Origin of the sequence: Gilliamella sp. Choc6-1 (genome assembly GCF_001690385.1) — a bacterium.
Classification (GTDB): Bacteria; Pseudomonadota; Gammaproteobacteria; order Enterobacterales; family Orbaceae; genus Gilliamella; species Gilliamella apicola_A.
This window is the reverse complement of sequence record NZ_LZHI01000046.1, coordinates 1-14,255: the sequence shown is the minus strand read 5'-3', so window position 1 is coordinate 14,255 and position 14,255 is coordinate 1. Positions and strand designations below refer to the sequence as shown.

At 33.9% G+C, this 14,255-nt stretch carries 10 protein-coding genes and 1 rRNA gene; 9 read left to right on the top strand and 2 right to left on the bottom strand.

Features of this window, described 5'->3' with window-relative positions:
• Positions 1 to 483 precede the first annotated feature (483 nt).
• The 9 genes from plsB to A9G36_RS06635 all read left to right on the top strand — a co-directional run bounded on the left by plsB (position 484) and on the right by A9G36_RS06635 (position 13,285).
• Positions 484 to 2,904, top strand: a complete 2,421-nt coding sequence (plsB, locus tag A9G36_RS06675; RefSeq protein ID WP_065585541.1) for a glycerol-3-phosphate 1-O-acyltransferase PlsB — start codon at positions 484 to 486, stop codon at positions 2,902 to 2,904.
• A 347-nt stretch (positions 2,905 to 3,251) separates the two neighbouring features.
• Positions 3,252 to 6,320, top strand: coding sequence for a formate dehydrogenase-N subunit alpha (fdnG, locus tag A9G36_RS06670; protein ID WP_081296678.1), 3,069 nt, complete (start codon positions 3,252 to 3,254; stop codon positions 6,318 to 6,320).
• Positions 6,321 to 6,335: 15 nt separating this feature from the next.
• Positions 6,336 to 7,304 carry a formate dehydrogenase subunit beta gene (gene fdxH, locus A9G36_RS06665; protein ID WP_080715941.1) on the top strand — a complete coding sequence of 323 codons (969 nt, stop codon included), beginning with the start codon at positions 6,336 to 6,338 and terminating at the stop codon, positions 7,302 to 7,304.
• Positions 7,297 to 7,992 (top strand): formate dehydrogenase subunit gamma, encoded by a 696-nt coding sequence (locus tag A9G36_RS06660; protein WP_051825461.1) that lies wholly within the window; start codon positions 7,297 to 7,299, stop codon positions 7,990 to 7,992. The genes fdxH and A9G36_RS06660 overlap by 8 nt, the downstream gene beginning before the upstream one ends.
• A 106-nt stretch (positions 7,993 to 8,098) precedes the next feature.
• On the top strand, positions 8,099 to 9,007 hold the full coding sequence (fdhE, locus tag A9G36_RS06655; RefSeq protein ID WP_034948363.1) for a formate dehydrogenase accessory protein FdhE: 909 nt from the start codon (positions 8,099 to 8,101) through the stop codon (positions 9,005 to 9,007).
• A 225-nt stretch (positions 9,008 to 9,232) separates the two neighbouring features.
• On the top strand, positions 9,233 to 10,192 hold the full coding sequence (locus A9G36_RS06650) for an ABC transporter substrate-binding protein (RefSeq protein WP_034948365.1): 960 nt from the start codon (positions 9,233 to 9,235) through the stop codon (positions 10,190 to 10,192).
• A gap of 321 nt (positions 10,193 to 10,513) precedes the next feature.
• A complete protein-coding gene (locus A9G36_RS06645; protein ID WP_080715942.1) occupies positions 10,514 to 11,488 on the top strand; it encodes an ABC transporter substrate-binding protein in 975 nt (324 codons plus the stop codon).
• 56 nt (positions 11,489 to 11,544) lie between these two features.
• The gene (locus tag A9G36_RS06640) at positions 11,545 to 12,498 is read left to right on the top strand and encodes an ABC transporter permease (protein WP_034948368.1); all 954 of its coding nucleotides are present in this window, start codon (positions 11,545 to 11,547) and stop codon (positions 12,496 to 12,498) included.
• Positions 12,491 to 13,285, top strand: coding sequence for an ABC transporter ATP-binding protein (locus A9G36_RS06635; RefSeq protein WP_065568704.1), 795 nt, complete (start codon positions 12,491 to 12,493; stop codon positions 13,283 to 13,285). Before A9G36_RS06640 ends, A9G36_RS06635 begins: the two co-directional genes overlap by 8 nt.
• Positions 13,286 to 13,486: 201 nt before the next feature.
• Here A9G36_RS06635 and A9G36_RS06630 read toward each other — a convergent pair whose 3' ends face one another.
• Both A9G36_RS06630 and rrf read right to left on the bottom strand, forming a co-directional pair.
• Positions 13,487 to 14,047, bottom strand: coding sequence for a pseudouridine synthase (locus tag A9G36_RS06630; RefSeq protein ID WP_065585540.1), 561 nt, complete (start codon positions 14,045 to 14,047; stop codon positions 13,487 to 13,489).
• A 126-nt stretch (positions 14,048 to 14,173) separates the two neighbouring features.
• Positions 14,174 to 14,255: ribosomal RNA gene (gene rrf, locus A9G36_RS10510) — 5S ribosomal RNA — on the bottom strand; the annotation flags it as partial.

The window sequence follows — 14,255 nt, the reverse complement described above, 5'->3', positions numbered from 1 at the left end:
AATTTTAACCAATGACCTATCCTTTTTAAAAGGCTAACTATTATATTTTTTAATAATGCATAGATAAATCATATGGTTTGTTAATTACATACAAAAATATAAATAACGATACTAACTTCTTTTATAACAGGTTTTATATATACTAGTTTAATAAATTTATTAAAGAAATTATTCCGGTGCACTTAGATCATTCCTTATAATCCAAAGAGATTCGTTGAAGTTGATATTAATAAACCTTTATAATACGCTTATATATTACTATAACCATTAATAGCAAATATAGTTATTAGCTAAAAGATTATGCAATTTTACTAACTTTTAAGTGATAACAAGTATATACTTAATCAAGTCCTCTTTTTTTAATTAAAAAAAAGAATTATTTAGCTTTACAACCTAAACACTCAATTTTTGTTTGGTTGATTGGTTAACAACCTGGCATGATTTAATGTATATAATTTACGCAAAAGTATGAGGTTTATTTTTATGTTTTCTTGGTGGACTAAAGCTTATTTTTCACTTATCCAACTCCTAATTAAACTTTTTGTTAAAAGCAAACCTATTCCTACTGATCCCATTGCTGAATTAGATATTGATACAAACAGACCAATCCTCTATGTATTGCCATATCATTCGAAAATAGACTTAATGGTCGTTCGTTCCCTTTGTCTGCATCATAATTTACCAGATCCATTAAAACGTATTGATATTAATGGCAAAATGGTTTCTGCTTTTATTTATATTGATAAAGGGCCAGGTATTTTTGCATCAAACAAACAACAGTATAAATCTATAATAATTTTAAGAAATTATCTTTTAGCTCATCAACAAAATCAACAATTAGATATTCAAATGTTACCTGTATCGGTAATGTTTGGACGCAGTCCAGATAAAGAAGGCAAAAAAAAACCATCTCTTCAAGTGTTTGGTGCAACGTATAAATTATATAAAATAATCACTTCAGGACGAGACTGTTATACACGTTTTTCAAGAGCTGTTTCATTAAAAGCCATCGAATATGATAATAATCAAGATGTTTCTATTTTAGCGCACAAATTAGCACGTGTTGCACGTATTCATTTTGCTAAACAAAGAACAGCATCAGTAGGTCCAAAGCTACCCATTCGCCAAGAAATGCTGAATAAATTATTAAATAATCCTAGTCTTTCAGAAATAATCCAAGAAGAAGCAAAAAGTAAAAATATTAGCCTTAATCAAGCTAAACAAGATGCATTAGCAATGCTAAATGAAATTGCTGCTAATTTTTCTTATCGTATGCTTAGAATTACTGATTTTGCCTTAACTTGGGCTTGGCACCGGCTTTATCAAGGGCTTAAAGTGACAAATGCTGATCCAATTCGAGAGCTTGCGCAAAATGGTCATGAAATTGTTTATGCACCTTGTCACCGCAGCCATATGGACTATTTACTATTATCTTATGTTCTTTATCGCCAAGGGCTAGTACCTCCTCATATTGCTGCTGGCATTAATTTGAACTTTTGGCCAGCAGGTCCTATTTTTAGGCGATTAGGTGCATTTTTTATTCGCCGTTCATTTAGAGGAAATAAACTCTATACAGCCGTCTTTCGTGAATATCTAGCTGAGCTATTCATCCGAGGTTATTCAGTTGAATATTTTATTGAAGGTGGGCGTTCACGTACTGGTAGGCTTCTTGCCCCTAAAACAGGTATGCTGATGATGACCATTCAAACCCTATTACGAGGCGATGCCAGACCAATTACTATAGTACCTGTCTATATCGGTTATGAGCATATATTAGAAGTAGCAACCTATGCAAATGAGCTACGTGGCGCTAAAAAAGAAAAAGAGAGTTTGTGGCGCACAATTAAAGCTTTTTTTAAATTAAAAAGGTTAGGCTTTGGCTATGTTAATTTTGGACAACCAATACCCCTTAACCAATTTTTAAATCAACAGGTTTCTAATTGGCGAGATGCTATTGAACCAATGGGCATACAGCGCCCTAACTGGTTAACACCGACAACCAATTTGCTTGCCAAACAAATAATGGAATGTATTAATTCATCAGCAGCAATTAACGCCATGAATCTGTGTAGTTCAATATTATTAGCTGCCGATCAGCATGCATTAACCAAAGCGAAACTTTTAGAGCACATTGATTATCTTTTAAAATTAATGAAAAATGTTCCCTATTCGAATTTAATTACCATTCCAGATCAAACGGCAGAAGAGCTATTCAAACACGCTAAAGGAATGGGAAAATTTGTTATCACAACAGATGAAGTTGGTGAAATTGTAGGCTTAACGGCAGAACAAACAGTATTGATGACTTATTATCGCAATAATATTCAGCATTTATTAATTATTCCTGCTATAGTGGCTCGCATTTTACTAAAATATAACCGAATTTCACCAGGTGCAGTTATTGAACAGATAAAATTGCTATTCCCGTTAATCAAATCAAAGTTATTTCTTTACCATAATGATGAGCAACTAACTAAATATGTATCTCAAATCATCGCAACTTACGCTGAATTAAATCTAATTGATTATTCACCAGATAAACTAACTTTAAATTACCTTAAAATATCTGATTTGCAGTTACTTGCATCATCATCTAAAGATATGCTACAACGTTATACTATTGCTTTTTCATTATTACAAAAAGATCCAACTATCAGCCGATCTTCTTTAGAAAAAGAAGCTCGGTTAATTGCTGAAAGATTATCAGTATTACACGGTATTAATGCCCCTGAATTTTTTGATAAAGGCGTATTTTCAACTTTGGTTATTGCATTACGTGAACAAGGTTATTTAGATGACCAAAACGGGACTAACGTCTTAAAGATTGAACAAATGAATACTATACTCAAACCGCTTATAACAACACGAGTGATGCAAACAATTGAAGAAATTAATCCTAAATAAATTATTTATGCTTGCCTTGCTGATAGGCAAGCAATACTTAAGTTGTAATTTAATGAAGGAAAAAGTACCACGATAAACATGCAATTTATATTTTTTTAGCCTCATAAATTATTACCAATTTCTTCTTACCATCTTCTCAAAATAAATTTTATGGTTTTTATAGTAATTACTTAAAATAATACTGTTATTTTATCTATTTTTTGACTCACATCAAATTTAATGCATTCATTCCTGTTTTTTCCTTTATTTCCATTTCATTAAATATTATCATTACGAATAGTAAGGATGTTTATTACCTTCAATATAATAAACCAAATAATGTAATGTCAGCTTTTTAAGGAGTCCTTATGCTATTTAACCGTAGACAGTTCTTCAAGATCTGTGCTGGTGGTATGGCTGGAACAACGGTAGCTACATTGGGATTTGCTCCAAATGTAGCACTTGCACAAACTCGCCAATTTAAATTATTGAAATCAAAGGAAACCCGTAACAACTGTACCTATTGCTCTGTAGGATGTGGAATGTTACTTTATAGCCGTGGAGATGGCGCAAAAAATGCCGAATCATCCATATTCCATGTAGAAGGAGATCCTGATCACCCTGTTAGCCGCGGTTCACTTTGTCCGAAAGGTGCAGGCGTGCTCGACTATATCAAAAGTGAACAACGTATTAAATACCCTGAATATCGAGCTCCAGGATCAGATAAATGGCAGCGTATTAGTTGGGATGAGGCCATTGATCGTATTGCACGCCTAATGAAAGATGACCGTGATAAAAATTTTATTGAAAAAAATAAAAAAGGTACAACTGTCAACCGTTGGACAACCACTGGTTGGCTTGTCACCTCAGCCGCAAGCAATGAAACAGGTTGGTTAGCATTTAAAATAGCCCGATCATTAGGCATGTTAAGTCTTGAAACACAAGCAAGAGTTTGCCATGGACCATCAGTATCAAGCTTAGCAGCAACTTATGGTCGAGGCGCAATGACTAACAACTGGAATGATATAAAAAATGCTAATGTAATCATCGTAATGGGAGGAAATGCTGCCGAGGCTCATCCTGTAGGCTTTAAATGGGCTATTGAAGCTAAGATTACTAATGGAGCAGAAATAATTGCTATTGATCCACGTTTTCATCGAACCGCATCTGTTGCTGATCATTACGTACCAATCCGTGCAGGATCAGATATTGCATTTTTATTAGGTATTGTTAATTACCTTATTACCCATAATGAAGTGAATTACGATTATTTAATCACCCATAGTAATGCTGCTCTGATTATTCGAGATGACTTTAATTTTAATGTAAATAATGGGCTTTTTAGTGGCTATGATGCCTCAAATAAACAATATGATCAAACCAGCTGGGCATATCAAAAAGATGTAAATGGCTATGCCCTACGAGATAAAACGCTAAAGCATCCCCGCTGTGTTTGGAATCTACTTAAGCAACACGTTAGCCGTTACACTCCCGAAATAGTCAATCAGATAACAGGTAGTCCTATTGAAAGCTTTTTACATGTTTGTCGTTCCCTAGCCAGCACTAAAACTAATGATAGAGCCGCTACTTTTTTATATGCATTAGGTTGGACTCAACATACTTATGGCACACAGATTATTCGTGCTGCCGCCATGATTCAACTAATTCTTGGCAATATTGGTATAATGGGAGGAGGTATTAATGCGCTACGTGGACATTCAAATATTCAAGGATTAACCGATGTGGGTTTATTATCTAATCGATTACCTGCTTATCTCGAGTTACCGAAAGATTCTCAAGTTTCATTAGAGCAATATTTAGAAGAAAAAACACCAAAACCACTTGGTCCAACTGAGGTTAATTTTTGGGGTAATTACTCTAAATTCTTTGTTAGTTTTATGAAGTCTATGTATGGAAATAATTCGACTAAAGACAATAATTGGGGATTTGATTGGCTACCTAAATGGGATAAAACTTACGATATTTTAAGATTTAGTAAAATGATGCGCGATGGTGAGGCTAATGGATTTATTTGCCAAGGATTTAATCCTCTTGCTGCTCTACCTGATAAAAATAGTATTCGCGAAGGTTTATCAAATTTAAAATTCTTAGTTAATATTGATCCATTACCAACAGAAACAGCCGAGTTTTGGAAAAACCACGGCGAGTCAAATGATGTTGATCCAAGTAAGATTCAAACTGAAGTTTTCAGACTTCCCTCCAATTGTTTTGCCGAAGAAAACGGGACCATTGTTAACTCTTCTCGTTTATTACAGTGGCATTGGGCTGCAGCCAGACCTCCTTATGAATCATTATATGATCCTGAAATCATCGCTCGTATCTTTTTAAGAATTAAAGAACTCTATGCCGAAGAAGGTGGTGCATATCATGAGCCTATTAATAAATTAACATGGGATTACCAAGATCCTAGAGGACCTGCTGCGGAAGAGTTAGCTAAAGAATGCAATGGTCGTGCACTTGCTGATTTAATCGATGATAATGATAACCTTATTCTCAAAAAAGGGCAGTTACTTAGTGGCTTTTCACAATTAAAAGCCGATGGCACAACGTCATCAGGTATTTGGATTTTCTGTGGCTCATGGACAGAGCAAGGTAATCAAATGGCTAGACGAGATCCAAGTGATCCATCAGGTAAAGGAATTCATGCCGGTTGGGCATGGGCTTGGCCAATGAATCGAAGAATCCTTTATAATCGCGCTTCTGCTGATGAAAATGGTAAGCCATGGGATCCTAAACGAGTATTAGTAAAATGGAATGGTTCAAGCTGGGATGGTAATGATGTGGCTGATTTCACCACAACATTGTCACCAAGCTCTGGTGCTGGCGCATTTATTATGAATAATGATGGTTTGGGTGGATTATTTTGCTTAAATAGATTGGTTGATGGTCCTTTTCCTGAGCATTATGAACCATTTGAAACGCCTATTTCAAATAACCCTTTACATCCAAATCAGATAAATAACCCAGTTGTTCGAGCATTTAAAGAAGATTTAGAAAGATTAGGTAATGCTAATGAATTCCCTTATGTTGGTACAACTTATAGTATTACTGAGCACTTCCATTTTTGGACACAACATACAAGGTTAGCGTCAATTACACAACCAGAGCAATTCATTGAATTAAGTGAAAATCTTGCCAATAAAAAGGAAATAAAACTTGGTGATACAGTAAAGATAACATCTAATCGCGGCTATATTAAAGCGAAAGCAGTTGTGACAAAACGCTTACCAACTTTGACAGTAGATGGTAAAGAGATCGAAACTATTGGAATACCAATTGTCTGGGGCTTCACCGGGCAAACTAAAAAAGGTTTTCTAGTCAACGAATTGACACCACATTGGGGAGATGCAAATTCACAAACACCTGAATATAAGTCATTCCTAGTCAATATCGAAAAAGTTACCACAGTGGCATAAGATGGGAGAATAAATATGTCATTACAAACTCAAGATATCATCCGCCGCTCAGCAACTAATGATTTGACCCCTGCTCCACGAGCAAGAGATTATCAGCAAGAAGTAGCAAAATTAATTGATGTAACCACTTGTATTGGTTGTAAAGCATGCCAAGTTGCCTGTAGTGAGTGGAATGATCTCCGTGCAGAAATTGGTAATACTGTTGGGGTATACGATAATCCAGCTGATTTAGAGCCTAAAGCTTGGACAGTTATGCGTTACTCAGAAGTTGAAATTAACGGAAAATTCGAATGGCTTATCCGTAAAGATGGCTGTATGCACTGTTCTGATCCTGGTTGTTTAAAATCCTGCCCTTCTGAAGGTGCAATTATCCAATATGCTAATGGTATTGTAGATTTTCAATCAGAGCATTGTATAGGTTGTGGTTACTGCGTTGTAGGGTGTCCATTCAACATACCAAGAGTAAGCAAAGAAGACAATCGTTCTTATAAATGTACTTTATGTGTTGATCGGGTGGCAGTTGGACAAGAGCCAGCTTGCGTTAAAACCTGCCCTACTGGTGCTATTCATTTTGGAACAAAACAAGATATGATTCGCCATGCTGAGCATCGCATTGAAGATCTAAAAAAACGTGGTTTCGAACATGCTGGGCTTTATAATCCTCAAGCTGTCGGTGGTACTCACGTTATGTATGTTTTGCACCATTCTGATCAACCGGAGCTTTACCATGGCCTACCAAATGAACCGCAAATTAGCGAACTAGTTAAATTCTGGAAAGGAGCTTGGAAACCGCTATCAGCTGCAGCGTTTATTGCAACTTTTAGTGGACTTCTTTTCCATTACATGGGAGTTGGAGCTATTGAAGTCGATAAAGAAGATATAGAACATGAGAAAGAAGCAGATAAACAAGCAAGAAAGCGTTTAGGACTACCTACTTTTAGAAGTAAGAATAATCCATTATATCAAGAGGATCATCATGAATAAGAAAGGAATGATATTAAGAACACCACTTATAGTTCGTTTTTGTCATTGGTGTATGGTTTTCCTGTTTATATTAACTACATTATCTGGTTTATCGCTGTTTTTTCCATCAATTAAACTATTTGGATTAGTACTAGGTACACCACAATTAGTTAGGGTATTACACCCAATTATTGGTTGTTTTGTATTTGTTTTATTAATGTTTATGTTCTTAAAACTTGCTCATCACAATATCCCGAATAAAAATGATATTATGTGGTTAAAAAACTTTAAATTCGTCATTATGGGTAAAGAAGAAGGTATCCCTATTGGCAAATACAATGTCGGTCAGAAATTTTTATTCTGGTGTATTATGGGTTTAATTTCTGTGTTATTTGTTACAGGAATGATTATGTGGCGTAGATACATTTCGGATTACTTTTCAATTGAAATTGTTCGCATTGCAATATTTTTCCATTCATTTGCTGCTATTTGTCTAATTTTGCTTGCTATTGGTCATGCTTATATGGCGTTTTGGGTCAAAGGTTCAATAAAAGGAATGATTACGGGTTATGTTTCACGTGCGTGGGCGCATAAAAATCACTCATTATGGTATGAAGAAGAAATGAAAAAAATTTATCAACAAGAACTACAAGCGAATGAACAATCAAGTATTATTCAAAAAGCAAAAGCAGAACAAAAAAACACTTAATAATCATTATTAATTTTAATAGATATTATCCGCTGGTAGTAATCAGCGGAGTTATCTAAATTAATAATTTAATTTTAGATAAAATAGTCATGAATGGTAAGCGATAATGAGCATTAAAATCATCCAACAAGAGCAACTTGAACAACATAATATAAATTCTGTTATTAGACAAATTCCATTACTTTTTTATCCGTCCCCGAATACATTGTATATGCGTAGAGCAAAACGTTTGAAAGCGCTTGCTAAAGAAAGTCCACTGTCTAGCTATTTGATTTTTTGTTCCACAATTGTTGAACAACAAGCTGAAATAATTAAAAATAATCCCATTAATACCGATCTATCTCATCTATTAAACAATGACAAACCACCATTAACTTTAGAAAATTTGCCGCTTACTTATGTTTGGCAAGATTATTTAAAAACGCTATTGCATTTACTTTCTAATACAACAGAACAAGTTGCATTCGTTATTCAACAATTAAAAAAAAATGATACTGAGCAATTACAACATAAAGCATTTCATTTACTTAATAAAGAGTACAATCATGTAGATGGTAATGAAGCTGTATTTATATGGTCGGCATTATCAATTCATTACAGTCAACTTGCTAGTCAAATCAAAGGTAAAGCTGTAGCAGAAAATAGCCACCAGCACTGGTTATGCCCTGTTTGTAATTGTATGCCTGTAGCTAGCGTTATTCAGCTTGGCAGTAATAATGGGCTGCGATACTTACATTGTAGTTTATGTGAAAGTGAATGGTATGTACCACGTGTTAAATGCACATGCTGTGATAATCTAAAAGATATTGAATATTTTTCGCTAAATAACGAATTATCTGCGATCAAAACAGAATGTTGTGGTGTTTGCCAAAGCTATTTAAAAATATTTGATCAAGATAAAGACCCATATATTGAAGTAGTCGCAGATGATATTGGTTCTCTTATGTTAGATATAAAAACAGAAGAAGAAGGCTTTGCAAAAAGTGGGATCAATCCATTTGTATTTCCAAAGTAACTAATATTAGTTCATTCTAGCTGTCATATTAATCAATTTTAAAATAAAATTTTCTTTGATAGAAATATTTTTATCCATATAAAAACACGCTAGTTTCTATATACTGCAATACTTTGTTCATATTTATACTAAAACAGTGATCATGCTTAATAGTCAAATACAACTTAACATTTTTGCTTAATAAAGCTAAAATGAATCACTGTACTAGTTTATGAGTTTATCTAAATGAACCGTTATTTATCATTGATAGTTATACTGTTAGCAATGCCATCTTTTAGCTTTGCTGATATCGTTAAAAACGTCGCCATTACAGCAATTATTGAACATCCCTCCTTAAACCAAATTCGTGATGGAGTTAAAGATGAATTAGTAGAAAATGGCTTTATATTAAATAAAAATCTAAATGTACAATATAAAAGTGCACAAGGAAGTAGTGCAACAGCAGCTCAAATTGCAAGGCAATTTATCTCTGCTAAACCTGATGTTATCGTAGCAATTGCCACACCTAGTGCTCAAGCAACCGCGGCAGCTACTAGGAAAATCCCAATTGTGTTCGCTGGAATTACTGATCCTATCGCAGCTAAGTTAATTAAAGACTGGAAACCAACAGGTTCGAATATTACTGGTGTTTCCGATTATCAAGAAATTATTCCACAAATCGAATTTATGAAAAAAATCGTACCCAATGTTAAATCAGTTGGATACATTTACAGTCCAAGCGAAATAAACTCTACAGTGGTTTTAAAAAATCTAAAAACCTATTTAAGTAAACAAAATATTTTATTAGTTGCCGTCCCTGCACAACGAACTGCTGACATATCAACAGCAACAAATACATTAAAAGGTAAAGTAGATTTAATCTATACTACAACAGATAATAACGTGGTTTCAGCTTATGAATCATTAGTAAAATTTGCTAATGAAAATAAAATCCCACTTTTAGCATCATTTCCAGACGCCGTTGAACATGGAGCTGTCGCGGCTTATGGTATGAGTTATTATGATGTTGGTCGGCAATCAGGAAAATTAGTGGTTCGAATATTGAAAGGTGAAAAAACAGGAAGCATTACACCAGAAATAGGTCAAGCATTGCGCCTTGTCATCAATCTTGATGCCGCACAAAAGCAAGGTATAAATTTATCACCACAAATTATCAGCTCAGCTTATAAGGTTATTGGTCAATAATTATTGTATTTGTTCCCCAAAAAGTAAATGGCTTTTTATCTAAAGGCGCTTTGTGCGCTATTTAGATATAGCAAAACATATTATAAATTATAATAGAAAATTCAAATTCCTTTATGCTTTCTTTCCTTCATAATTTCATATAACAGTAAACTAATAGATTAAAATTTATAAAACTAATCTTCTTTATATAAGTATAATTAACAGGTTGTAATTAAAAATTTACAATCAACTTGTTTTTCACTCTAGAAAAATATTATAATTAGATTTATATTAAATGAATATTCAATTTTGCTGTAAAATAAATATTACATAGGTACCTAAATGCGCCATCCAATTCTGAAATTTATCATGCTGCTTTTCTCGATTATAGCCTTTTCATCATCAGCGGATTTTCAAACAAAGCAAAAATATGTTGCAATTACTGCAATTGTTGAACATCCTGCATTAGATAATGTTCGTAAAGGAGTTGAAGATGAACTTAAAGATAATGGCTATATAGCTGGAAAAAACTTGAAATTACAATTTTCAAGTGCACAAGGTAGCAGCGCTAATGCCGCTCAAATAGCTAAACAATTTGTCGCTAATAAACCAGATGTCATTATTGGTATAGCAACACCAAGCTCGCAAGCTTTAGTCGCAACAACAAAGATTATACCTATTATTTTCACTGCTGTCACAGATCCTGTCGCAGCAAAATTAACACCAAGTTGGGAAGCATCAAAAACCAACGTCACAGGTGTTTCTGATGCTTTATCATTAGATTCACAAATTGATATGATATTAAAAATAAAGCCTGATGCTAAAAATATTGGTTATGTTTATAGTCCAAGTGAAATTAATTCAACTATCATATTAAAACAACTACAGGTTTCGCTTGAAAAACGCGATATGAAAATTATAGCTGTTCCTGCTCAACGTACTTCTGACATTTCAACAGCAGCAAGAAGCTTAAAAGGTAAAGTCGATTTAATTTATACTACAACAGATAATAATGTTATTTCTGCTTATGAAGCATTAGCTAAAGTAGCTAATGAAAGTAAAATTCCTCTTATCGCTTCCGATCCTGATTCAGCAGAACGAGGCGCAATTGCAGCTTTAGGAATGAGCTATTATGATCTTGGTCGCCAAGCTGGTAAAATCGTTATACGTATACTTAATGGTGAAAAGCCAGGTAATATTCCGCCACAGATAGGAAATGTCGTTCAGTTAACTATTAACAAGAAAATAGCTGAGCGCCAAAATATTACTTTATCTGAAGATGTATTAAAATCAGCCACAAAAATTATTGAAAAATAATTTTATTCTTTATAACTAAACCGCCTATTAGGCGACAACTATTATTGGATATTTTCATGTCGTTTGAATTTTTATTAGGCTCAATCGGGATTGGACTCATTTATGCGCTAGTTAGTTTAGGTGTATTTATTTCCTTTCGTTTACTGGATTTCCCAGATTTAACTGCTGATGCTAGTTTCCCTCTTGGTGGAGCAATCTGTGGTTTATGTATATATATTGGTATTGATCCTTGGATTGCCACATTACTTGGTATGTGTGCGGGTTGTATTGCTGGTGCAATGACTGGATTACTATATGTTAAACTGAATATATTACAATTATTATCAAGTATTATTGTTATGATAGGGCTTTATTCTATCAATTTGAGAATATTAGGATTAGCTCCTTATATTATGGATGAAACACCCAAAATGGCCGGCTCGCCTAATTTATCATTACTTGATGCCAACACGATTTTCTCACCGTTTATAACAGAAGATTATAGCAATCAGTACATCGTACAACCTCTTATGATTTTCGGATTTGTTATTGTATTTTGGATGTTGCTAAATTTATTTCTTAATACACAAATAGGATTAGCTTTAAGAGCAACTGGGACCAATCAAAGAATGGCAAAATCTCAAGGCATTCCAACTGGTAGGATTACCATTCTTGGAATGGCGATATCAAATGGTTTAATAGCTCTTGGAGGTTCTTTATTTGTGCAAACTCAAGGTAGTGCTGATATAACTATTGGTGTTGGAACAATTGTTATTGGTCTTGCCTCCATAATCATTGGTGAAAGTATATTTCCAACTAAACGTATATGGGCTATTATGCTTGCCGTTATTTTGGGTTCAATCCTTTATCGCTTATTTATTGCTTTTGCACTAAGTAATGAATTTCTTCAAGAAATAGGGGTTGGAACAGAAGATCTAAACCTTATTACAGCAATATTGGTTGTACTTGCACTTGTACTACCTAAGCAACTTAAAAAATACTCGAAAAAAAGAGGAAATAAATATGCTTAAAGTTGAGCAATTGCAATTAACCTTTAATCAAGGCACACCAATAGAAAATTACGTATTACGTGGTCTTAACTTGAATATTAATGAAGGAGAATTTGTTACTATTATTGGTAGCAATGGAGCCGGAAAAAGCTCTTTACTTAATGTGATTAGTGGAGATCTATTTGGCAATTCAGGAGATATAATCATTGATGGAAAAAATGTAACTTGCCATCCAGCATGGAAAAGATCTGGTATGGTTGCTAGGGTATTTCAAGATCCAATGGTTGGTACTTGTAAAAACTTAACCATTGAAGAAAATCTAGCAATTGCTTATAACCGCGGGCATCGTTTTACATTATTGCCAGCCCTCAACCGTAAACTTAGAAAAACTTTCGAACAAAAGCTTGCGACTTTAAATTTAGGGCTTGAAAATCGGTTATCGGATATGATCGGATTACTTTCTGGGGGACAAAGACAAGCTATAAGTTTATTAATGTCAACCTTACAGCCTTCAAAAATACTTTTACTGGATGAACACACAGCCGCTCTTGATCCTAAAACAGCACAGTTTATTCTAGATCTAACTAATGATATCGTTTCCCAAAATCATTTAACGACTATGATGGTTACTCATTCGATGAAACAAGCTTTAGAATACGGTAATAGAACAATTATGCTTCATCAAGGCCAAGTTGTACTTGATGTATCTGGAGAACAACGAAATAAATTAACAGTTACTGATTTATTAGATATGTTTGAAAAAACTCGTGGCGAGAAAGTCTCTGATGATGCATTACTTTTAGGTTAATAATAAAGCTAATAAGCAATATTTCTATAAAAAATATTGCTTATTCAGTTGCTAAAAAAGTGGAAAAATGGATGAATTTTTGAAAATTTGCCTAGATTTTTCTCCATAAAAATAACTAAATACAGCAGTATAAATATTCCCTACAATAGAACAGCAAAAAATAAAAAATCATTTCCCTTATACAAATATTGGTATTTATGATCAATAAAGTTCATCTAATTTTATTATTTTCCATTGACCTAAAGGTAAGTGATGAGTAAATAAATTATATCCTCCAATTTGAACTCTAATTAAACGCAAGCATGGAAAGCCAACAGCAGCACACATTCTTCGTACTTGACGATTTTTCCCTTCAGTTATAGTGATGCTTAACCATGAGGTAAAAATAGTTTTACGTTCCCTAATAGGTGGTATTCTTTGCCATAAATTTATAGGCTCTTCTAAAATAGTCGCTGCCGCCGATGCTGTATAAAATTCTTTTAGTTGGACTCCTTGCTTTAATTTATCTATAGCCTGTTGACTAATTAATCCATCTACTTGAACCCAATAAGTTTTTGGTAACTTAAATTTTGGTGAGCTGATTTTAGCTTGTAACTTACCATCATTAGTTAATAAAAGTAGCCCTTCGCTATCGGTGTCCAACCTACCTGCCGGGTAAACTTGTGGTAAAGGAATAAAGTCTTTTAGTGTCTGATATTTTTCATGAGGCGAAAATTGAGTGACAACATTAAACGGTTTATTAAAAGCTATTAATGTTTTCATTATATTCCTATACTGATTTTATCATATTACACATTAAATAAATTCTATTTAACATACATTTATATAATTTATTTAATAGACGTAAAAAAGCCCAGCATCTCTGCTGGGCTCTCTATAATTTAAAAAGTCTGGCGGCACCCTACTCTCACATGGGTAATACCCACACTACCATCGGCACTACGGCGTTTCACTTCTGAGTTCGGCATGG